Origin of the sequence: Sphingobium sp. DN12 (assembly GCF_051058005.1) — a bacterium.
GTDB classification, from domain to species: domain Bacteria; phylum Pseudomonadota; class Alphaproteobacteria; order Sphingomonadales; family Sphingomonadaceae; genus Sphingobium; species Sphingobium yanoikuyae.
This window is the reverse complement of the sequence record NZ_CP173717.1, coordinates 2,146,501-2,167,505: the sequence shown is the minus strand read 5'-3', so window position 1 is coordinate 2,167,505 and position 21,005 is coordinate 2,146,501. Positions and strand designations below refer to the sequence as shown.

19 protein-coding genes and 1 riboswitch are annotated in these 21,005 nt (G+C 64.7%); of the genes, 9 read left to right on the top strand and 10 right to left on the bottom strand.

What is annotated here, in order from left to right:
- Positions 1–2: 2 nt before the first annotated feature.
- A complete protein-coding gene (locus tag ACI6S0_RS10165; RefSeq protein WP_434405726.1) occupies positions 3–1,550 on the bottom strand; it encodes an efflux RND transporter periplasmic adaptor subunit in 1,548 nt (515 codons plus the stop codon).
- Positions 1,540–2,991, bottom strand: coding sequence for an efflux transporter outer membrane subunit (locus tag ACI6S0_RS10160; RefSeq protein ID WP_048937006.1), 1,452 nt, complete (start codon positions 2,989–2,991; stop codon positions 1,540–1,542). Before ACI6S0_RS10160 ends, ACI6S0_RS10165 begins: the two co-directional genes overlap by 11 nt.
- Before the next feature lie 190 nt (positions 2,992–3,181).
- Here ACI6S0_RS10160 and fabD point away from each other — a divergent pair, with 190 nt between their 5' ends.
- The 3 genes from fabD to fabG are packed head-to-tail and all read left to right on the top strand — an operon-like array spanning position 3,182 to position 5,662.
- A complete protein-coding gene (gene fabD, locus ACI6S0_RS10155) occupies positions 3,182–4,117 on the top strand; it encodes an ACP S-malonyltransferase (RefSeq protein WP_026109186.1) in 936 nt (311 codons plus the stop codon).
- Complete coding sequence (locus ACI6S0_RS10150) at positions 4,114–4,920, top strand: crotonase/enoyl-CoA hydratase family protein (protein ID WP_279728546.1); 807 nt, start codon at positions 4,114–4,116, stop codon at positions 4,918–4,920. Before fabD ends, ACI6S0_RS10150 begins: the two co-directional genes overlap by 4 nt.
- Position 4,921: 1 nt before the next feature.
- Positions 4,922–5,662 carry a 3-oxoacyl-[acyl-carrier-protein] reductase gene (gene fabG / locus ACI6S0_RS10145; RefSeq protein ID WP_004212094.1) on the top strand — a complete coding sequence of 247 codons (741 nt, stop codon included), beginning with the start codon at positions 4,922–4,924 and terminating at the stop codon, positions 5,660–5,662.
- A gap of 12 nt (positions 5,663–5,674) precedes the next feature.
- Here the strand turns inward: fabG and ACI6S0_RS10140 are convergent, their stop codons facing one another.
- Entirely contained in the window at positions 5,675–6,898 is a 1,224-nt protein-coding gene (locus tag ACI6S0_RS10140; protein WP_434405725.1) for a glycosyltransferase family 87 protein, read from the bottom strand.
- A gap of 207 nt (positions 6,899–7,105) precedes the next feature.
- On the opposite strand from ACI6S0_RS10140, the gene ACI6S0_RS10135 reads away from it, so the two are divergent.
- From ACI6S0_RS10135 to ACI6S0_RS10120, 4 genes are all read left to right on the top strand, one after another.
- A complete protein-coding gene (locus ACI6S0_RS10135; RefSeq protein ID WP_004212096.1) occupies positions 7,106–7,339 on the top strand; it encodes an acyl carrier protein in 234 nt (77 codons plus the stop codon).
- A gap of 178 nt (positions 7,340–7,517) precedes the next feature.
- A complete protein-coding gene (fabF, locus tag ACI6S0_RS10130; protein WP_004212097.1) occupies positions 7,518–8,777 on the top strand; it encodes a beta-ketoacyl-ACP synthase II in 1,260 nt (419 codons plus the stop codon).
- 109 nt (positions 8,778–8,886) lie between these two features.
- The gene (gene mltG, locus ACI6S0_RS10125) at positions 8,887–9,858 is read left to right on the top strand and encodes an endolytic transglycosylase MltG (protein WP_434405926.1); all 972 of its coding nucleotides are present in this window, start codon (positions 8,887–8,889) and stop codon (positions 9,856–9,858) included.
- Positions 9,859–9,918: 60 nt separating this feature from the next.
- A riboswitch (SAM-I-IV-variant riboswitch) is annotated at positions 9,919–10,027 on the top strand.
- A 39-nt stretch (positions 10,028–10,066) separates the two neighbouring features.
- The gene (locus tag ACI6S0_RS10120; protein ID WP_004212101.1) at positions 10,067–10,993 is read left to right on the top strand and encodes a homoserine O-succinyltransferase; all 927 of its coding nucleotides are present in this window, start codon (positions 10,067–10,069) and stop codon (positions 10,991–10,993) included.
- Positions 10,994–11,003: 10 nt separating this feature from the next.
- On the opposite strand, the gene ACI6S0_RS10115 is transcribed toward ACI6S0_RS10120, so the two are convergent.
- Positions 11,004–11,423: a sugar transporter gene (locus tag ACI6S0_RS10115; protein ID WP_434405925.1), complete on the bottom strand. Its 420-nt coding sequence runs from the start codon at positions 11,421–11,423 to the stop codon at positions 11,004–11,006.
- Between the two features lie 107 nt (positions 11,424–11,530).
- Between ACI6S0_RS10115 and ACI6S0_RS10110 the strand changes: the two genes are divergently transcribed.
- Together ACI6S0_RS10110 and ACI6S0_RS10105 are read left to right on the top strand one after the other, a co-directional pair.
- On the top strand, positions 11,531–12,034 hold the full coding sequence (locus ACI6S0_RS10110) for a 2'-5' RNA ligase family protein (RefSeq protein ID WP_434405924.1): 504 nt from the start codon (positions 11,531–11,533) through the stop codon (positions 12,032–12,034).
- 203 nt (positions 12,035–12,237) lie between these two features.
- Positions 12,238–12,879: a hypothetical protein gene (locus tag ACI6S0_RS10105; RefSeq protein WP_434405722.1), complete on the top strand. Its 642-nt coding sequence runs from the start codon at positions 12,238–12,240 to the stop codon at positions 12,877–12,879.
- A gap of 401 nt (positions 12,880–13,280) precedes the next feature.
- On the opposite strand, the gene ACI6S0_RS10100 is transcribed toward ACI6S0_RS10105, so the two are convergent.
- The 6 genes from ACI6S0_RS10100 to ACI6S0_RS10075 form a co-directional block, all read right to left on the bottom strand.
- Complete coding sequence (locus ACI6S0_RS10100; protein WP_434405923.1) at positions 13,281–14,507, bottom strand: NAD(P)/FAD-dependent oxidoreductase; 1,227 nt, start codon at positions 14,505–14,507, stop codon at positions 13,281–13,283.
- Positions 14,508–14,630: 123 nt separating this feature from the next.
- The gene (locus ACI6S0_RS10095; RefSeq protein WP_004212110.1) at positions 14,631–15,668 is read right to left on the bottom strand and encodes a rod shape-determining protein; all 1,038 of its coding nucleotides are present in this window, start codon (positions 15,666–15,668) and stop codon (positions 14,631–14,633) included.
- 144 nt (positions 15,669–15,812) lie between these two features.
- Positions 15,813–16,856 (bottom strand): choice-of-anchor A family protein, encoded by a 1,044-nt coding sequence (locus ACI6S0_RS10090; RefSeq protein ID WP_434405721.1) that lies wholly within the window; start codon positions 16,854–16,856, stop codon positions 15,813–15,815.
- A gap of 221 nt (positions 16,857–17,077) precedes the next feature.
- Positions 17,078–17,467, bottom strand: a complete 390-nt coding sequence (locus ACI6S0_RS10085) for a DUF4440 domain-containing protein (protein WP_434405720.1) — start codon at positions 17,465–17,467, stop codon at positions 17,078–17,080.
- Between the two features lie 141 nt (positions 17,468–17,608).
- The gene (locus tag ACI6S0_RS10080) at positions 17,609–19,963 is read right to left on the bottom strand and encodes a TonB-dependent receptor (protein ID WP_434405719.1); all 2,355 of its coding nucleotides are present in this window, start codon (positions 19,961–19,963) and stop codon (positions 17,609–17,611) included.
- A 229-nt stretch (positions 19,964–20,192) separates the two neighbouring features.
- Complete coding sequence (locus tag ACI6S0_RS10075) at positions 20,193–20,915, bottom strand: GntR family transcriptional regulator (protein ID WP_434405718.1); 723 nt, start codon at positions 20,913–20,915, stop codon at positions 20,193–20,195.
- Positions 20,916–21,005 lie beyond the last annotated feature (90 nt).

The following is a 21,005-nucleotide window of genomic DNA, read 5'->3' as shown; positions in this document are numbered from 1 at the left end:
GATCAGGTTCCGCTCTGCCGGCCGGTGCCCCGGCTTTCGGTGCCGTTGCTGCCCTGGGGGGCGGCGGGCGTCGGGGCGACCGGGGCGGTCTGGGGCGCGGCGTCGCCCGAATTGCCGAGCGACTTGACGCTGGCGGGGCTGCCGTCGGCGGCGGGATTGCGCGGGCTGTCCTTGGTGTCGCCAGCGGCGGGGTCTGCCTTCTGGTCCTCGGCGGGCTGCTGCGCGCCGGCGGCAAGCTGGCCGGTGATGACCTTCATGCCGGGCTTCAGGTCGCCGCCGGTGATGACGGTGCGCGATCCGTCGCTGGCGCCGACGGTCACCTGGATCGCCTTGGGATCGCCCTTTTCGTCGAGGACATAGAGGGTCTGGCTGCTGCCCGCGCCGAAATTGACCTGGCGGTTGGCCCCGCTGCGGCGCATGCGGCCGGGGCCGGGCAGGACGCTGGTGATGCCGCCGCCTGATCCGGCGCCGCTGCTGGGCTTGAAGCGGAGCGCGCTGTTGGGGACGAGCAGCACGTCATGCAGTTCCTGGGTCACGATGTCGGCGGTCGCGGTCATGCCCGGACGCAGGGTTTCGTCCGCATTGTCGACCGACAGCACGGCGGTATAGGCAACGACCGTGCCGGTCGAACTGCTGGTCGTGCTGGTCGAGGACGAGGAGGACGAGCTGCTGCTGGAGCTGTTCGACCCGACATTCACCCGCGTGACCTTCGCCGGGAAGGTGCGGCCGGGGAAGGCGTCGACGGCGAAATTGGCGGTCTGGCCTTCCTTGACCTGGCCGACATCGGCTTCGTCCACCGACACCTCGACCTCCATCTTGGTGAGATCCTCGGCGATGGTGAACAGCACCGGCGCGTTGAGCGAGGCGGCGACGGTCTGGCCCGGCTCGATGTCGCGCGACAGGACCACGCCGGTGACCGGCGAGACGATCTGGGCGATCGACAGGTTGGTCTGGGCGGTCGACAGCTGGGCGCGCGAGACATTCACCTGTGCCTGGGCAGAACGGAGGTTGGCGAGCGCGCCATTATAGTCGGCGCGGGCCGAATCCAGCTCGGTCTTGGCCGGCACCTTGCCGCCGGAAAGCTGATAGACGTTGAGCTGGCGATCCAGTGTCGCCTTGGCCAGTGCGACCTGCGCCTGCGCCTGGGCGACGCCGGCCTGGGAGGAGGCAACCTGGGCCTGCGTCTGGTTGATCGTGTCGACCAGACGGCGGGTGTCGAGTTCGGCGAGCTTCTGCCCCTTGGTCACGCGATCATTGACGTCGACATAGACGGCGGTGATCTTGCCCGACTGTTCGGACCCCACATCGACCTGGTTGATCGGCTTCAAATTGCCGGTGGCCGACACGCTGACCGTCAGGTCGCCCTGGCGCGCCTCGCGGGTGGCATAATTGGGCTTGTCATCGCCGGCAAAGCAGCGGGCGACAAGCAGGACGAGGATCAGCAGCACGACGCCGATGGCGCCGCGGATCAGCCATTTGCGATGCGGCTTTTCCGGCTTGGCGCCCAGAAAGTCGTTGAGATCCTGGTCGGGGCTGGCGTCATTGCTCATGGGGGCGGTCATCCATATTCTGCCAGCCGCCACCCAGCGCATTATAGAGCTGGGCGATGGCCAGGATCTCGTCCGATTGGGCGCTGGCAAGGCTGTTGCGGGCGTTCAGCAACGTGGTTTCGCTGCTGGACAGGGTCTGGAAGTCGATCAGTCCGGATTGATACTGGCTGCGCGCCAGGATCGCGGCATTGTTCGACGCTTCATAGGCGGTGGCGAACTCGATCTTGCGCCGGCGGGCACTGTCGAGCGAGGCCATGCCATTTTCGACATCCTCTAGCGCGCCGAGGACGCTTTGCTTGTAGGCGGCGAAGGCGCCGTCGGTCGCCGCCTTCTGCGCGCGGACCTGCGAGGCGAGGCGGCCACCATCGAAGATGGTCTGGGCGACATTGGCAAAGACGCCGCCGGTGATGAGGTCGAACAGATCCTTGAAGGCGTTCGACGTGGTGCCGATGTTGCCGCTGATGCCGAGCGAGGGATAGAGCTGCGCCTGGGCGACGCCGATCCGCGCGGTGGCGGCGGCCAGCGCCCGTTCGGCCGAACGCACATCGGGCCGCTGGCGCAGCGTATCGGCCGGAATGCCGGTGGCGATGTCGGTTGCGGCGGTGGGGATCGGCGCCGGCGTTTCGAGCGCGCGGGTCGCGTCGCCCGGCGCCTGGCCGGTCAGCACGGCAATGCGGTTGAGGCTGCCCTTCAGGCTGGCTTCGAGCTGGGGGATGGTGGCGTTGGTCTGGGCGAGTTGGGCCCTGGCCTGCTGCTCGTCGAGCGAGGAGACCAGCCCGGCCTGCAACCGCCAGCGGGCGATGTCGTAATTGTCCTGCTGCACCTTCTGCGTCTCGCGGGCGATGCGCAGCTGTTCCTGCGATGCGCGGGCCTGGACATAGTTGGTGACCAGCTCGGAAATGATGGTCATCCGCACATTGGCGAGGTCATAGCCGGACGCGGCAAGATCGGCCCGCGCGGCTTCGGCCGAGCGCGACAATTCGCCGAACAGGTCGATCTGCCAGCTGGCATTGGCGCCGGCCGAATAGCTGCTGGACCAGTTGCTGGCGCCGGTGGAGATGACGTTGCCGCTGTCGTCGACACGGGTGCCGCCGGCCTGGCTGCGGTAATTCTTGCCGCCGCTGGCCGATCCGTTCACCTGCGGCAGGAAGGCGGCATTGGCCTGGCGCAGGGATTCCCGCGCCTGCCGCAGCCGTGCCTGCGCCTGGACGATGTCCAGGTTGCCGGCGATCGCCTGATCGATCAGGCCGGTCAGCGTCGGATCGTTGAGCCGCGTCCACCAGGTGGCGAGGGTGGCGTCGTCCAGCGCGGCGCCGCTGCCCTGGCTATAGCCGGCAGGCACGCCCAGCGCGGCGGATTGCGGCGCGTGATAGTTCGGGCCCGCCGCGCAGGCGGACAGGGCAAGCACCGATCCCGTGAGCCATGCAATGCGATATCGCACCTTTTCCTTGCACTCCGTCGTCGTTAAAGGGGCCAGCAATATTCCCCCGGAGAGACAGGGGGCAGGTATGTCAGGTCGTTACGTGCCGAAAAGCAATGTACGCCTCAATGCCATATATGTCTCAAAGTGTAACGTGCGTGAATTCCCGTGTTTTTCTCCGGAAAGACACCAGTAGATCAGAGGATGGAAGATGAGGGCATTTCTTTTCCCAGGCCAGGGTAGCCAGTCGGTCGGCATGGGCAAGGCACTGGCCGAGGCAAGCCCGGCGGCAAAGGAACTGTTCCAGGAAGTCGATGACGCCCTGTCGCAGCATCTGTTCCGCATCATGGTGGAAGGCCCCGAGAGCGACCTGACCCTGACCGAGAACGCCCAGCCGGCGATCATGGCCAACGCGCTCGCCACGCTGCGCGTGATGCAGAAGGAAGGCGGCTTCAGCCTGGCTGACAAGGGTGATTATGTCGCGGGCCACTCGCTGGGTGAATATAGTGCGCTCTGCGCGGTCGAGGCGTTCGACCTTGGCACCACCGCCCGCCTGCTCAAGCTGCGCGGTCAGGCGATGCAGGCCGCCGTGCCGGTGGGCGAGGGCGCGATGGCCGCGCTGTTGGGCGCCGACATCGAAAAGGCGCAGGCGCTGGCCGATGCCGCTGCCGAGGGCGAAGTCTGCACCGTCGCCAACGACAATGATCCCAGCCAGGTCGTCATTTCCGGCCACAAGGGCGCAATCGAGCGCGCCGTCGCGCTGGTCAAGGATTATGGCATCAAGCGCGGCGTGCTGCTGCCGGTGTCGGCGCCCTTCCACTGTCCGCTTATGCAGCCGGCCGCCGATGCTATGGCGGAAGCGCTGGCGAAAGCGACGATCAACGCGCCGCTGCTGCCGGTCTATGCCAATGTGCTGGCCGCGCCGATCAGCGACACGACCGACATTCGCGAGCGTCTGGTCGAGCAGGTCACCGGCCGCGTCCGCTGGCGCGAGTCGATCGGCGCGATGTGGGACGCGGGCGTCACCGATTTCGTCGAACTGGGCGGCAAGGTGCTTGGCCCGATGGTCAAGCGCATCGCGCCCGACGCCACCGTGCGCAGCGTGGTGACGATGGACGATATCGAGGCGGTGCTGGGCGCGCTGTGAGCGAGAGCCCGGTCCTTAGCCACCGCGACGGGGCCGTCCTGACGGTCACGCTGAACCTGCCCGACCGGCGCAACCCCATCTCCGATCCGGCGATGGTGGATGCGCTGTGCGACGTGTTCGAGGCGGCGGACCGGGACGCGAGCATCCATGTCGCGATCCTGACCGGGGCGGGCAGTGCCTTCTCCTCGGGCGGCGATCTCAACGCGATGCGGCCCGATGCCGGCGGGCTGCGCGCCAGCCTGCCGGCGCAGACGCGGCGCAATTATCGCGCGGGCATCCAGCGCCTGCCTCTGCTGTTCCAGGCGATCGAGCTGCCGGTGATCGCGGCGGTCAATGGCCCTGCGATCGGCGCGGGGCTGGACCTGGCCTGCATGTGCGACCTGCGCATCGCGGGGCAAGGCGCGCGCTTTGCCGAAAGCTTCGTGAAGCTTGGCCTCGTCTCCGGTGATGGCGGGGCCTGGTTGCTGCCGCGCATCATCGGCTTTTCCAAGGCGTCGCAACTCTCGCTGACCGGCGAGACGATCGACGCGGGCGAGGCACTGCGGATCGGGCTGGTCGGCGATGTGGTGCCCAACGCGGACCTTATGACGGTGGCGCGGGCGCAGGCTGATGCGATCGCCGCCAATCCGCCGCATGCGACGCGGATGACCAAACGGTTGCTGCGTGCGGCGCAGACGGCCGAACTTTCGCAAATTTTGGAAATGGCGGGCGCCATGCAGGCGCTGGCCCACGCGACCGCGGATCATGACGAGGCGATCACCGCCTTCTTCGACCGCCGGCCGCCACACTTCAAGGGAGACTAGAATGTTCGATCTGACGGGAATGACCGCGCTGGTGACTGGCGCTTCGGGGGGCATCGGTTCCTCCATCGCCAAGGCGCTGGCCGCGCAGGGCGCCACGCTGGCGCTGTCGGGCAGCAATGAGGAAAAGCTCAAGGCCTTTGCGGCCGAACTGGGCGGCGACCACAAGACCTTGGTTTGCAATCTGTCCGACCCGGCCGCCGTCGACGCGCTGGTGCCGCAGGCGGTGGAAGCGCTGGGCGGCAAGATCGACATCCTGGTCAACAATGCCGGCATCACCCGCGACAATTTGATCCTGCGCATGAAGGACGAGGAATGGTCGCAGGTGATCGCGGTCAATCTGGAAGCCGCCTTCCGCCTGTGCCGCGCCGCCGCCAAGCCGATGATGAAGGCGCGCTTTGGCCGCATCATCTCGATCACCTCGGTCGTGGGCGTCACCGGCAATCCGGGCCAGTCCAACTATTGCGCGTCGAAGGCCGGCATCATCGGCATGTCGAAGTCGCTGGGCCAGGAACTGGCGAGCCGCGGCATAACCGTGAACTGCGTGGCCCCCGGCTTCATCCGGTCGGCCATGACCGATGCGCTGAACGATGCGCAGAAGGGCACGATCCTGGCCAAGATCCCCGCTGGCGATCTGGGCGATGGCGACGATATCGGCGCAGCAGTCGCCTATCTGGCGAGCAAGGAAGCAGGCTATGTCAACGGCCAGACCCTGCACGTCAACGGCGGCATGGCGATGATCTGATCGATCGCCCGGTCAGGCGGTCTTCGTCCGGCCGGGCAGACTATAAGCGAGCGCGCCGTCCAGCAGGATGGCGCGTCGCATCGCCAGCGCCAGCACCGCGATCGCGGCGATCAGGTTGACCGGCACATGGGTCCATTCCGACACGGCCCGGCCGAACAAAGGCGCCATCCAGGCATAGGCCAGCCAGCTTCGTTCCCAGCCAAGCACGCCGCGCTTGCCCATGTCGGCGGCGACGAAGGCGATCGCCATCCCCAGCAGCACATAGTCATAATCGAGCACATAGGGTGTGCAGAGCAGGGCGGCGCTGAGCGCAGCGGCGCCCCGCACTTCCATCGTCCCACGGCGGGCGACCAGCGCGGCGATGCCGATGGCGATGGCTGTCACCAGGCCCTGCACCACATAGGCGGCTGGAATGCTGCCGCCCCATTGGCGAATGGCGGCAAAGGGGCTTTGGATCTTTTCCCAGCCGGTGGCACCATTTTCGATGATGATATGCTGCGTCAGGGGCAGAGAATCGATGAAGGCCTGCCACACCGGCCAGCCCCAGATCAGCAATGTCAGCAGGCACAGGCCGGCCGAGGTCAGACCGGCGGCCAGGAAGGCGCGGGCATTGCCGCGTGCGATGATCAGCGCAGGGATCAGCACCGCAAATTGCGGTTTGTAGACGAGCGCGCCCAGCAGCATGCCGGCGATCCAAGGGCGTCGGTCGAGCAGGGCCATGCCACCACCCAGCAGGCCGGCGGTCATGAAGGCATTCTGGCCGTGGCCCAGACACACCATTACCACAGGTGCGCCGAGTGCGATGAGCAGCGCGTCGCGCTGATCCGGCAGGACATGACGGATGACCATCAATGCTCCGCCAAGCGTCAATCCCTGCCACAGGATCAGGGCGGGGACGTAGGGGATTTGCGCCAGCAACGTGGCCAGGATCAGGAAGGGCGGGGGATAGTGCCAGCCATAGAAGGGGATGGCGGGATCATGATGGATCGCCTTCTGCACTTCATAATGGGCGGGCCAGTTCCATGCCTGCGCGGCCTGACCCTGATCGGCCATCCATCCCGCCGTCCAGACGTTGGAGAAGTCCGTGCCAAGCGGCCGGCCGAGCGAATCTACCGTGCCATGCGCCGTCGCGAACAGGTAGGCGAGGCCGATCAGCGTCGCAGCCAGCATCAGCCAGGCGGTCATTCGGACCCGTTCGGGGGTGATGAACTGGTCGGGGCACAGGCGGTCGATCACCGCTGTTGACTGGCACAAGCGGCTGAAATTTTGGTAAACAACCCGTTGTTTCCGGGTTTTTTCCGGCTTTTTATTGCCGAAACGCACCTGTCCCTCCATCTAGGGGCTTGGCGGCCTTCCCTCTTGCCTCTATCGGGGCTTGGCACTAGGGCAATGCCTTAACGGTTATTCAGAACCACCAACGATACCCAGTAAGAAGGACCACTCATGAGTGAGACCGCGGATCGCGTAAAGAAAATCGTCGTCGAGCATCTGGGCGTCGAAGCCGAGAAGGTGACCGAGGACGCCAGCTTCATCGACGATCTGGGCGCAGACAGCCTGGACATCGTTGAACTGGTGATGGCGTTCGAAGAAGAATTCGGCGTCGAAATCCCGGACGATGCGGCTGAGAAGATCGCCACCGTCAAGGACGCGATCGACTATATCGACAGCAAGGCCTAAGGGCTTCGCGGCCTGCCCCCCGTGGCGGGCCGCCCTCCTTGCACAAGGATTGGCTCCTCCTGTCCGGTGATCCCGGAGCTTGGGGAGCCTTTTCGTATCTGGCCTGCCGTTCACAAGTGCGTGTGGAACGCCTAGATGAGCGGCACGGAACCAAAAATTGGAATTTCGGAGCAAGCATATGCGTCGCGTCGTCGTAACCGGCCTTGGCATGGTAAGCCCGCTTGGCGGGGATGTCGAAACCACCTGGAAGAACATCATCGCGTCGAAATCCGGCGCGGCGACGATCACCCGCTTCGATGCCACCGATTACAAGTGCCGCATCGCCTGCGAAGTGAAGCCGGCGGATCATGAATATGGCTATGACGCCTCGCTGGACGTCGACCACAAGATCCAGCGCCAGGTTGATCCGTTCATCGTCTATGGCATTTCCGCCGCCAGCCAGGCGCTGCGCGATGCGGGCCTGGACAATATGTCGGAAGAAGAGCGCCTGCGCGCCGGCTGCTCGATCGGTTCGGGCATCGGTGGCCTGCCGGGCATCGAAAGCGAATCGCTGGTGCTGGCTAACAAGGGCCCCAACCGCGTTTCGCCGCACTTCGTCCATGGTCGCCTGATCAACCTGATCTCGGGCCAGGTCTCGATCAAATACGGCCTGATGGGTCCGAACCATGCCGTCGTCACCGCCTGCTCGACCGGCGCCCACTCGATCGGCGACGCCGCGCGCATGATCGCGATGGACGATGCCGACGTGATGCTGGCGGGTGGCGCGGAAAGCGCGATCTGCCCGATCGGCATCGCCGGCTTCGCCCAGGCGCGTGCGCTCTCGACCGGCTTCAACGACACGCCGGAAAAGGCGTCGCGTCCCTATGACGTCAATCGTGACGGCTTCGTCATGGGCGAAGGCGCGGGCGTGGTCGTGCTGGAAGAATATGAGCGGGCCAAGGCGCGCGGCGCGAAAATCTATGCCGAAGTCATCGGCTATGGCCTGACCGGCGACGCCTATCATGTCACCGCGCCGCACCCGGAAGGCAATGGCGGTTTCCGTTCGATGCAGATGGCACTCAAGCGTTCGGGCCTCAGCCTGGAAGATATCGACTATGTGAACGCGCATGGCACGTCGACCCCGCTGGGCGACGAGCTGGAGCTGGGCGCGGTCAAGCGTCTGTTCGGCGATCATCTGGGCAGCATGTCGATGTCGTCGACCAAGTCGGCGATCGGTCACCTGCTGGGCGGCGCAGGCGCGGTGGAGAGCATCTTCTGCATCCTCGCCATGCGCGACCAGATCGTGCCGCCGACGCTCAACCTCGACGAGCCGAGCGAAAGCTGCAAGGGCGTGGACTTGGTCCCGCACGTCGCCAAGGAGCGCAAGGTGCGCGCGGTGCTGAACAACTCGTTCGGCTTCGGCGGCACCAACGCCTCGCTCATCATGAAGGCGATCTGATACGCCTGATCCTCCCCTGAAAAGGGGAGGATCATGTAAGCCATAGCCGGTTGGGCATTATTTGGGTCGGGCAGTTGGGATGATGGCAAGACGATCCGGCGCAAATCCGGTGCGGCGACTGGGCTGCATCATCCTCCTGATCGGCCTGGCCGTCATCGCCTTTGTCGGTTTCCGCTTCGTCCATGGCTGGACCGAGACGGGGCCGGCCACCCAGGATATCAGCATCGTCGTGCCGGAGGGATCGACCCTGTCCGACGCAGCGGTGCTGCTGAAATCGGCCGGCGCGGTGCGTTCGGCCGATGCCTTCCTGACCCGTGCCAAGGTCTTTGGCGGCGCCAAGCCGATCAAGGCCGGCGAGTTCGTGGTGCCCAAAGGCGCCAGCAACCGCGAAATCCTGTCCATCCTGCAGGGCGGCAAGACGCTGACCCGGCTGGTCACCATCCCCGAAGGCATGCCGTCGATCCTGGTGCAGGAACGGCTGATGGCCAATGACGAGCTGACCGGCGATGTCGCGGTGCCAGAAGAGGGCAGCGTGCTCCCCGACAGCTATGCCTTCGACAAGGGCGAGCCGCGCGCCGCGGTGCTCAAGCGGATGCAGGCGGCGATGGACAAGGCGCTGGCGAAGCTCTGGGTCGAACGCGCGCCCAACACGATCGCCAAGTCGCCCCAGGAGGCGATCATCCTCGCCTCGATCGTCGAGAAGGAAACCGCGATCGCCAAGGAGCGGCCGATGGTCGCCGGCGTCTACAGCAACCGTCTGCGCAAGAACATGATGCTGCAGGCCGACCCGACGATCATCTATCCGATCACCAAAGGCAAGCCGCTCGGCCGCCGGATCAAGAAGTCCGAGATCGCCGACGTCAACGACTACAACACCTATGCGATGACCGGCCTGCCCAAGGGGCCGATCGCCAATCCGGGTCGGCTGTCGATCCTGGCGGTGCTGCACCCGGCGGAGACGAATGCGCTCTATTTCGTCGCGGACGGGAAGGGCGGCCATATCTTTGCCGACACCTATCAGCAGCATAATGAGAATGTGCGGAAGTGGTTCGAGATCCGCCGCGCGCGGGGCGAGCTGTAAAGCCCGGCTTGGCCGATATATAGCCGGGCTTGCCACATGGTCCGGCGCGCGCTAGGGATAGTCCAGCATCAAGAGTTGGGGCGACGCCCAACGCCAACCTGCCGTTCCGGGCAAGGTGGCACTCCCGATCCGGGAGGATGTGGCCGATCCGGCAACAAAGCGGACCTCAGCCACCGATCGTCGCCCCGCCAGGAAGGACTGACGAGACGTGCCGATCAAGATTGCCGACGACCTGCCCGCCCGCCGCACGCTGGAAGCCGAGGGCGTTGCCGTGATGGGCGAGGCGGATGCGGTGCGGCAGGATATCCGCCCGCTGCGGATCGCGCTGCTGAACCTGATGCCCAACAAGATCGATACCGAGACGCAGCTTGCGCGGCTGCTTGGCGCCTCGCCGTTGCAGGTGGAACTGACGCTGGTGCGGATCAGCGACCATGTGTCGCGCAACACCTCGGCCGATCATATGCAGTCCTTCTATCGCGCCTGGACCGATGTGCGCGACGAGCGGTTCGACGGCTTCCTGATCACCGGCGCGCCGGTCGAGCATCTGCCGTTCGAGGAGGTGAGCTACTGGCAGGAACTGCGCGCCATCTTCGACTGGACCCAGACCCATGTGCATCGTTCGCTCAGCATCTGCTGGGCGGCGCAGGCGGCGCTCCATCATTTCCACGGGGTCGAGAAACATGCGCTGGAGCGCAAGGCGTTCGGCGTGTTCCGCCATCGCAACCATGCTCCGGCCTCGCCCTATCTGCGGGGCTTTTCCGACGATTTCTCGATCCCCGTGTCGCGCTGGTCGGAAGTGCGGCGCGAATCGCTGCCGGTCGATCGCGGGCTGCAACTGCTGGCCGACAGCGCGGAGACCGGGCCTTGCCTGGTCCATGATCCGCGCCATGGCTTCCTGCACATGTTCAACCATGTCGAATATGACACGCGCACCCTGGGCGACGAATATGCGCGCGACGGCGGCCGCCAGATGCCGGCCCATTATTTCCCGGATGACGACCCGACCCGGCCGCCGGAAAATCGCTGGCGCAGCCATGCCCATCTGCTGTTCGGCAACTGGATCAACGATCTCTACCAGACCGCGCCGTTCGACGTGGACATGATCGGCCAGGAGATATTGCAGAGCGCGGCCTGATCGGCGCCGATCAGCGCAGCAGACCCTTGGCCGCCTGGCTGCGGGCGTAGAGCCACTGGCCGATGCCGATCAGGACGATGACGGCCGGGAAGATCGCCGCGCCCGCGCCCTTCACCGCCAGCAGGTCGGTGCCAAGGAATGTGTATCCGAACTGGACGATCACCGCGAGCAGCGACAGCAGGAACAGCGGCACCGCGACGCGACGGCGCAGCAGCAGGGCGATCGCGCCCAGCGTGCCGGCGCCCACCGCCACCGCATAGACGACCCAGGCCCAGCCGGGCATCTGGGCGAAGGCGCGGGCGGTGTCGGGATCGGTTCTGGCGAGTTCGCTGAGGTCGGCGCCATATTGCATGACGAAGGCGGCGACGCCCATCAGGTTCCATAGCAGCAGGATGACGGCGATGATGACGAAGGATGCCGGTGCGCGCATGATGCTTCCCCTCCTGGTCCGCGCCTGCTTGCCGGGCGCGGCATCTGTCATCATATAGCCTGTCCCGGCCGGGCGAAAGTCCGCCATCGCGTTGCAGGGAGGCGGTCCTGGCTGATCCGATCATCGTCACCGCGCTGCTGGGCGCTGCCGATTTCGCCTGGGCGGATGGCTTGCGCCGCGCCCATTTTCCGCCCGAACGCAATCAGGTGCCGGCGCATGTCACCCTGTTCCATCATCTGCCGCCTTCGCTGCTGCCCGAACTCAGGACGCGGATGAAACAGATATGCGCCGGCCCGGCGCCACGGGCGCGGCTGGGCGATGTGCTGCTATTGGGGCAGGGGGTCGCCTATCGCATCGACAGTCCCGATCTGGCGGCGTTGCGTGGCGAATTGGCGGACGCCTTCACCGGCCTGCTGACGCCGCAGGACCAGGCCGGCTTTCGCCCGCATCTGACCGTGCAGAACAAGGTGGAGCCCAGGGTCGCGCGGGCGCTGGCCGACCGATTGCGCGCCGATTTCCATCCCCGCCCGATCGCAATCGCAGGCCTGGCCGCCTGGCACTATCGCGGCGGACCATGGGAACTGGCAAACGAGACCCGCTTTCGCGGGTAGCGACGGCAGAATGGGGACGACAGATAGCCCCTCCCTTTCAGGGAGGGGTTGGGGTGGGTGGCGAGCGCAGCGAGCTTCTGCCCGATCGACCGTAGGCCGCCGCAACGCGGCGCACCTACCCCCGGCCCCTCCCTGAAAGGGAGGGGAGTGGGAAACGTCAGATTCTGCTCGCATCGCGCCCGTTTGCCGGTCATTCTGGCCTCATGAACAAGGGCGTATTAGCTCAAGCGATGGTCCGCGCCAGCGAGGCGTTGGACGCCGTCTATCGCACTTTCGAGATGCCGGCGCCGTCGAGGATCGAAGGCTGCCCTTGCTGTATCGATACGCGCGGCACAGATGTCTTGCTCGCTACCCCATTGCGTGAAATCAGCGGTATGGCTCTCTGGCGCTATGTTTCGGGTGCGTTCCTGACGGTTGGTGACGAGCAAGACTTTCGCTATCTGCTGCCGCGCATTCTGGACGTGTCAGTGTCTGATCCAGCGAATGCCAACAATCCCGAGATCGTGCTGGGCAAGCTGGCGCTCGCGGGATGGGACTCCTGGCCACCGCATGAAAAAGCTGTGATCGAAATGTTCGTCGGAGCGTGGTTTGAACTGGCCCTGGCGAGAGATCTTGCAGAAGCAGATGAAGGTTGGATCGGATGGGATGCCGAGAGTGTTCTTTGTGGCGCGGCTCGAGCCGGGGTGCAGCTAGACCGCTGGCTGCTGCGATTGGCTGCGCCAGACGCCGCGCCGGTTCTGGCTGACATTAGTGATAGGTTCCCACGCGAGCCATCGGGTTTTTGGGAAGATGTTCCCTGCGCCTTTCATGCGGTGCGAGTATTTTTGGATCAAGGACGAGCCTAGATCAGCATTCGTCCGATCGGGGCATCCGACTTTCGACTTGCCGCTCATAGGAGCGACGGGTTCAAAAAAAAACGGGAGATTCCGATTATCGAGCGCGCTAAGCGGCCGGCTTCCCGGCCGTCTTTCCTACTCGGCATTTTTCTGGTCCATCCTGTGGGATGGAATTGGCCGCTCTTGTCGCTCCCACATCGACCGCATTGCCACAGCCTGCCGCAACAAGTCTGTCGCGTCATGGTCGCCTGATCGTCGCTTCGCTGGCGCGTCGGTGTCGCTTCACAGGCGCGCGATTGTCGCGCCGCCGTCGCTTTCCGATGACCCTATGCCGGGAAAATGGCGCAAAACGGGGCGACGACACTGTGAACTTCGTAGGAAAATCCGATTGTCGCGTCGTCGCCGACCGATCAGGCCAGGCCCACTTCCTTGAGCGGAATGCCGGCATCGGCCAGTTGCCCGGGGTCGAGATGGGCGCCCGACAGCACATGGGCGCGGCCCTGGACATAGTCCTTGACCGCATTGACGCAGTCGAGCGCGATCACCTTGCCGCCCTTCAGATAGACGACCGAGAAGCTGCGGGTGGCCGGATCGCCGCGCAGCACCGTCTGGTCGAAGCCGGTCGACAGGCCCACCGTCTGGAGCTTGAGATCATATTGGTTCGACCAGAACCAGGGGACGGCGTCATAGGCCTCTTCCTTGCCGAGGATGTGGGCCACGGCGGTTTTGGCCTGGTCATTGGCATTCTGGACGGATTCGAGGCGCATCTGCGCGCCGCCGGCAAAGCGGTTGGCGTGCGATGCGCAATCGCCCACGGCATAGATGTCGGGCAGCGAGGTGCGGCAATATTCGTCGACATCGACGCCATTGCCGCCGGCCGCGCCGGCCGCGATCAGCGGGCCGGTTTCAGGCACGATGCCGATGCCGACGATCACCATGTCGGTTGCGATCCGCTCGCCATCCTGCATCAGCACTGCCGTCGCCCGGCCATCCTCGACCGCGATACAGTCCATCTTCGCGCCTGTGCGCAGGTCGACGCCATGGGCGCGATGTTCCGCCTCGTAGAAGCGCGAGAGATCCTCACCCGCGACGCGGGCCAGCACCCGATCGAGCGCTTCGAGCAGCACCACGGTCTTGCCGAACTTGGAAAGGACGGCGGCCGCCTCCAGCCCGATATAGCCGCCGCCGATGATGGTGACATGGTTCACGCTGTCGATCTTCGCCATCATCGCGTCGACATCGTCGCGGCGGCGCACGGCATGGACATTGGCGGCTTCGGCGCCGCTGCAGGTCAGCATCCGAGGGCTGCCGCCGGTACACCAGATCAGCTTGTCATAGCCGATTTCCTCGTCGCCGACGGTGACGAACTTGCCGACCGGATCGACGCTCCTGACCCGCTTGCCCAGAAGCATGTCGATCTTGCGCTCGTCCCAGAAGGGGGCGGGGCGGATCAGGATGCGGTCGAAGCTCTTGTCGCCGGCGAAATATTCCTTGGAGAGCGGCGGGCGCTCATAGGGCGGATCCTTCTCGTCGCCGATCATGCCGACCGAGCCTTCGAAACCGTGCTGCCGCAGCGAGATAGCCGCCTGCGCGCCGGCATGGCCGGCCCCCACGATCAGAACGTCATAATAGCTCATCCGCCCGCTCATCCTCTTTTATCCGGGGCTTTGCTTGGCGGCATTTGGCGGTGCTGGCAAGCGCCGATGTGGCGGGGCGGGCAAGCGATGCCCGCCAACCATCGTCGGGGCGGTGCGCGCCGGTCAGGACATGGTCAGCACGCCTTCATAGGCGCGATCTTCCAGCGCCTTGCCGGCACCCATGGCGACGCACATTAGCGGCGTGTCGGCGATCCGCACCGGCAGGCCGGTGGCTTCCGACAGCGCCTCGTCCAGCCGGCGCAGCAGCGCGCCGCCGCCGGTCAGGGTGATGCCCTCGTCGATGATATCGGACGACAATTCGGGCGCGGTCTGCTCCAGCGCGGTCATCACCGCCATCACGATCTGGCCGACCGGCTCGGACAGGGCGTCGCAGATTTCCGCTTCGCTGATGGTCATTTCGGCAGGGCGACCATTTACCAGGTCGCGCCCCTTGACGATGATCCGCTCGCCCTCGCCATCGGGCGGGGTGGCGCAGCCGATCGCGCATTTGACGCGCTCGGCGGTGGCTTCGCCGATCATCAGGTTGTGGACGCGGCGGATGTGCGAGGCGATGGCGTCGTCCAGCTTGTCGCCGCCGACGCGCGCCGAATTGCTGTAGGCGATGCCATTGAGCGACAGCACGGCCACTTCGGTCGTGCCGCCGCCGATATCGACCACCATCGCGCCGCGCGGTTCGGTAACGGGCAGGCCGGCGCCGATCGCCGCGGCCATCGGCTCCTCGATCAACTGCACCCGCGCCGCGCCGGCGTTGGAGGCGGCATCGCGCAGCGCGCGGCGCTCAACCATGGTGGAGCCGGTGGGCACGCAGATCACTACATCATAGCGGCGGCCGAAACGTCCGCCGTCCTGGGCCTTTTCGACGAAATGCTTGATCATCTGTTCGGCGACATCGATGTCGGCGATCACGCCGTCGCGCAGCGGGCGGATCGCCTGGATATTGGCCGGGGTCTTGCCCATCATCAGCTTGGCTTCATTGCCCACCACCTTGACCTTGCGGATGCCGCGAATGGTCTCGATCGCGATGACGGAGGGTTCGTTGAGCACGATGCCGCGGTCGCGGGCGTGGATGACGGTATTCACGGTGCCAAGATCGATCGCCATGTCGCAGGCGGTCGAGGAGAAGAAGCGGGGCATTTTCATGGGAAAGCGGCGATCTGCAAAGATTGTGAAACAATGGCTCCCTGTGCCGCCGCCCGGCGGCGATCAGAAGGGCGCTGCGCCAGTCCGTCCGTTTCCCGCGTCTGGCCGAGGGGGAAGGGACGGAAAAGCACGGTAAAGGGCGGTTCAGGCGGTCTTGCGGATCAGGCGGCGACCCAGCAGCACGCCGGCGATGCCAAGCAGGAACAGGGTCCAGCCCGGCGCTTCGGGCACCGGCGTGCCGCCCGAACTGCTGCCGGTCGGCGGATCGATCGGCGGGGTATAGCTGCCAGTATAGGTGCCCAGATGCATCTCGCCATTCTGGGTCAGGTTGCCGAACACGGCCGATCCCTGAATGTAATTGGCGGTGGTCGCATCGGCCCAGGGCGCCAGCAGCGATCCGCCCCAACTGTTGGTGAGGTCGAGCGACTGGGCGTCGCCGAAATTCCAGATCACATGTTCGCCCAGATTGGCGGTGCCGCCCAGGAAATTGTCGTTGAGGCTGACCGCGCTGCCGCTGACATTGACGATCGCGGTGTCGGCGCCGTTCAGGTTGAAGGCGATCTCGCCCACCTTGTCGAGATCGGCGGCGCTGATCGAGAAGACGGCCAGGCCGTTGGCGTCGGGGCTGGCGTTGAAGGTGGCGCGGTTGCCGCTGATGACCATGTCGCTGTTGGCGGCCAGACCCGACAGGTTGGTCGACAATTGTTTCATGCTGCCGGCCAGCACCGTGCCCTGCATCGCCAGGCTGGATGCGAAGCCGGGGTCGGACGTGGCCAGGCCGGACTGGACGCTATTCTGGTTGATATTGGTGTTGCTGATGGTGCCGCCGACCTTCACCGTCTGGGCCGCGCCATTGAGGTTGAAGCCGCTTTCGACATTGCCGCCGACCAGCGCACCCGACCCGTTGTTCAAATTCTTGATGCCGCCGGTGACATTGCCGACCACGGTGAGGCCGGCCTGTCCGGTCGTGGAGGTGGCGGGGGTGCTGATCTGATAGCTGGAGGATGTGCCGGTGAGGTCGCCGCCAACGAAGGTGCGGCCCTCCACTTCGGAAGAGGAACTGAGGTCGCCCAGCACGATCAGATTCCATTCGCGCAGCGCGTCGGTGCCGGTGACGGGGGAGGCATGAGCGGGGGCGGCAGCCAGCAGCGCCAGCGACGCCGAAATCATGAAACCGGTCTTTTTCATAATAGATAACGCCAAGTCTTCGCATGTCGTCACAATGGATCGCGTGACGCGTGGCGAAGTCCCCCCCTTCCGCTCTCTGGATTGTCGGCCCCGACTCCAACGCCGGAGCGCCAAGGACAGGGTGGGCGCGCCATAGTCCTGTCGGGCCGGCGCAGCAATATTTTATTAACTATCTGCGAAGATCGATGTCGCTCGTCTTGCGGCGGAAAGGTGCGGACTTTTCAGGCCAGGGTCAGGTAAAGTTCCGCCTCGATCAGCCACTCGCTGCCAAGCTGCCGCCATTTGGCGGTATAGGCGCCCGAGGCGATGAGGATGCCGGACGATGCGGCGATGCCCTGCCACTGGCCATGTTCGAAGGCGATCGGTTCGACGGGCGAGACCAGGATCGTGTCGGGCGTGCGGGTGTAGATGCTGCGATCGGGCGCGGCAAATTCGCGCTTCCAGGCCATCAGCTGCGCCTTGCGCCCGGCGATGACGCCGCTGTCGGTGCCGGTCACCATCACGACATCCTGTGCCAGGATCGGGCCGATGGCGGCCAGGTCGGCATCGGCGAGCGCCCGGTTGAAGCGGGCGCGGCGCAGGCGGATGGCAAGATCGGCGGTGGCGGTCATGGCGCTTCCCTTAGCAGGCGGCGCTGCCATCGCCATGCCCGTCAGGTCAAAAAAAGAACGCCCGCAGCGGGCTGCGGGCGTTCCGTTCGCCAGACCGGGCCATGTCGAGGAGGGCATGGCCGGCCCGGCGGGGAGAGGGGGTTAGAGCTTGTAGCCCAGGGTCAGCACCCAGGAACGGCCTTCGCCCGGATTGGCCCAGCCATTGTTGCGGACGCTGGTATAGTATTTTTCGTTGGTGAAGTTCTGGACGTTGAGCTGTGCAGTCAGCTTTTCGTCGAACGTGTAGGACAGCATCGCCCGGTGAACGAGATAATCGTCCGCCTTGTACATCGGCGCGGTGCTGGCGTTGCTCAGATACCAGCTGCCCTGATAGGTCAGGCCATAACCCAGCTGCAGCCCGAAGGGCAGGGTGTAGGTGGTGAACAGGCTGCCCGAATGCTTGGGCGTGTTGGTCAGCGGATTGCCAGCCTGCGGATCGGACAGGGCGCAGGTGACATTGGCGGTCGCCCCGGTCGGACGATAGGTCGCGCCCGGATTGTCGAGGCAATAGTCCGAAATGCTCTGCAGCACCTTGCTCTTGAGATAGGTGTAGTTGGCAAAGATCGTCCAGTTGGACGTGATGTTGCCGGTAGCGCCCAGCGTGATGCCGTCCACCTTGTTGCGGCCGTCATTGACGTTGAGGTTGCCGATGGAGGGATCGTTGCTGGCGACCGAATAATTGGTGCGCTTGTTGCGGAACAGTGCGGCAGTCAGCTGCAGGCCATTGTCGAACAGATCGATCTTGCCACCGATCTCGAAATTCTCGGCCTTCTGCGGATCTACGCCGCACGGTTCGAGGCCAAGGTTGACCTGATCGACCGACGCCGTGCCGCAGCCCGCCCGCACGCTGCTCGATGTCGGCGTCAGGCTGTTGGCATAGGCGACATACAGGCTGGCATTTTCAGCCGGCTTGTAGACCAGGCCGACGCGGTAGGAGAAAAGATTGTCGGTCGCATTCTGCTGCGCGCCAGTGGTGTAGGCGCCGCCGGCGGCCGGCGTGGCGATCGTATCGGAGCGGAAGCGGGCACGGTTATGCTCCCAGCGTACGCCGCCGTTCAGTTCAAGCCCGTCGACGATCTTGGCCGCGGCAAAGGCGTAGATGGCAGCGTTGAACGTGTCGCCGACCTGATGACCCGACCGGATATAATTGACCGGGCCGGTGTAGATGGCGTTGGGGTTGCTGATGCTGATCGGATCGAGCGTCGGGTTCGGCGTCGCGCCATTGGCGTTGCGCTCGACATTGCCGTTGTTCAGTACATAGTCTTCCTGCTGCATCGACGTGCCGATGACCAGCGTATGGCCGCCTGGGATGTTGAAGGTCAGGTCGAGCTGGTTGTAGAGCGACTGGTTGACCGAATTGCGGAAGCCGCCACGCGGACCGCTGGGATAATAGGTGTCGGGAAGCTGGCCGGCCGCGCATGCGGCGCCGGTGGGCAGCGTGCCATTGGCCAGGCAGTAGGTGCCCTGGGGCGGGTTCACGACCAGATTCTGTTCCACCCGCTGCCAGCGCGACAGGTTGCGGACCGACAGCAGATCGCTGAAGCGGTGATCAAAGATCGCCGTGGCCTGATCGATCGTCTGGTCCTGCTTGTCCAGATTCTTATAGCCATAATAGCCACTATAGGGGACGCCCGGCAGCGGGCCGTCATAGACCCCATTATTATAATAGGGCACGCCGTAGAGCGGCGTATTGTCATCTTCCTGGTGGGTGTAGAGCAGGGTCAGCGATGTCGGGCCATCAATGCCGAACTTGACCGAGGGCGCCACGCCCCAGCGCTTGTAGCGGTCGACGCTGCGCGCCGGCACGTCATTTTCATGATACATGGCGTTGACGCGGACGGCGATCATGTCGTTGACGCGGACATTGCTGTCGACCGTCGCGCGATAATAGTCCGACGTGCCGATGCCCGCCTGAACCAGCGTCTCGCTATCGGCCTTCGGGCGCTTGGTAACGAGGTTGATGTTGCCGCCGATTGCGCCCGAACCACCGAACACCGAATTGGCGCCATTGGTGACTTCGACCTGTTCCAGGTTGAACGGGTCGGTGCGGCTATATTGGGCGCTGTCGCGCACGCCATCGATGCTGATGTCGGTGTTGGCGCTCTGGCCGCGCAGGTTGATGCTGTCGCCATAGCCGCCGCCGCCTTCGCCCGCGCCGAAGGTGATGCCTGGAACGGTCGACAGCACGTCGCGCAGGGTGAGCAGGTTCTGCTTCTGGATGGTCTGGTTGCCGATCACCGTGATGGTCTGCGGCGTGTCGAGCAGGGGACGAACATATTTGGGCGATTCGGGCTTTTCCACCTTGATGGAATTGTCGTCGATCGCCGTGTCGGTGACCGTGACGCCGCCAAGTGCCTGGCCCTGGCCATTATCCTGCGCATGCGCGCCGGATGCGAAGGCCATTGCGCCGACGCAGCTCAGTGCGAGGAAGGATGGAGTGTTTCCATATTTCGCCATTGTTTCAGAACCCCTTCGATTGTTGCAGGGGCTGCTATTGCGACCTATTCGCATTGTCAATGCTATTGCGAGTGGATATCTGTTCGACGATGCTTTTTTGCTAAATGATGTAAAAGTCGCACAGTCGGCAAAGACGCTAACGGCCAATATATGGATCATGACGGCCCATCAGCGGCGCGTGCCTGTCAGTGGCACCCGAACGCATCGCTTTATCGCGTGCGATGTCGCTTCAAAGGCGGTCGAATGCGCACAGGGTGGCCAGAACCTGCCGATTTTGGCGGTCCGCCTCGAAATGGGCGAGGGCCGGGTCATGATCGGCGATCGCGTCGATGATGCGCAGGCGACCGTGGCGCCATATGCCGAGGTCGAACATGTCGGCCCCGGTGCCGTCGCGCTCCACATCGCGCGCGCTCCCCAGCGCGACACGGGTCAACAGCTCGAACAGGGGCTGGCTGACCATTTTGAACAATATGTCCTGCAGCCGGCCTTCCAACTGGCCGAGCCTGTCCATGCTATCGCATGCATCGATCTGACTGCGCAGATCGAGTAATTCCCTGTGAAGGGCCTGGTCGTCGCATCGCGCGGCAGCGGCGCAGAGCCGGTTGAACAACAGCGAGGTGATGTCGAGTATCTCGCGCCAGGAACCCGGTTCGCCGCACAGATAGGCGCCCAGCATCCGTTCCAGATCGGCCATTTGCGGTCGCCGGCCATAATAGCCGCCGCCTGGCCCGCGCCGGACCTCCAGCAAGCCCTCATGCTCCAGGATGCGTGCAGCCTGCTGGACCGTGACGATGCCGACCTCCAACTCGCGGGCAAGGGTTTGCAGCGAACCAATCTGCTCGCCGGCCGGTGCAGCGAGGATGCGCCGGCGCAGGGCGTCGGCGGTATGGCGGACGATCTGCCGCTTGCCGGTCGCCGGTTCCATCGGGTCATTTTGCTGGATGAGGTTCATATGAATTAATGCGCATGTTGATTGAAATTTCGCAAGGGCGATACTCCATGTGATCGCCTTGATGATCTAATAATATGCATATTAATGTCG

Coding starts and splice junctions, on each gene's coding strand:
- ACI6S0_RS10165 (WP_434405726.1), bottom strand. CDS start 1,550: ATGAGCAATGACGCCAGCCCCGACCAGGATCTCAACGACTTTCTGGGC.
- fabD (WP_026109186.1), top strand. CDS start 3,182: ATGAGGGCATTTCTTTTCCCAGGCCAGGGTAGCCAGTCGGTCGGCATG.
- fabG (WP_004212094.1), top strand. CDS start 4,922: ATGTTCGATCTGACGGGAATGACCGCGCTGGTGACTGGCGCTTCGGGG.
- ACI6S0_RS10135 (WP_004212096.1), top strand. CDS start 7,106: ATGAGTGAGACCGCGGATCGCGTAAAGAAAATCGTCGTCGAGCATCTG.
- fabF (WP_004212097.1), top strand. CDS start 7,518: ATGCGTCGCGTCGTCGTAACCGGCCTTGGCATGGTAAGCCCGCTTGGC.
- ACI6S0_RS10115 (WP_434405925.1), bottom strand. CDS start 11,423: ATGCGCGCACCGGCATCCTTCGTCATCATCGCCGTCATCCTGCTGCTA.
- ACI6S0_RS10105 (WP_434405722.1), top strand. CDS start 12,238: ATGAACAAGGGCGTATTAGCTCAAGCGATGGTCCGCGCCAGCGAGGCG.
- ACI6S0_RS10100 (WP_434405923.1), bottom strand. CDS start 14,507: ATGAGCTATTATGACGTTCTGATCGTGGGGGCCGGCCATGCCGGCGCG.
- ACI6S0_RS10095 (WP_004212110.1), bottom strand. CDS start 15,668: ATGAAAATGCCCCGCTTCTTCTCCTCGACCGCCTGCGACATGGCGATC.
- ACI6S0_RS10090 (WP_434405721.1), bottom strand. CDS start 16,856: ATGAAAAAGACCGGTTTCATGATTTCGGCGTCGCTGGCGCTGCTGGCT.
- ACI6S0_RS10085 (WP_434405720.1), bottom strand. CDS start 17,467: ATGACCGCCACCGCCGATCTTGCCATCCGCCTGCGCCGCGCCCGCTTC.
- ACI6S0_RS10080 (WP_434405719.1), bottom strand. CDS start 19,963: ATGGCGAAATATGGAAACACTCCATCCTTCCTCGCACTGAGCTGCGTC.
- ACI6S0_RS10075 (WP_434405718.1), bottom strand. CDS start 20,915: ATGAACCTCATCCAGCAAAATGACCCGATGGAACCGGCGACCGGCAAG.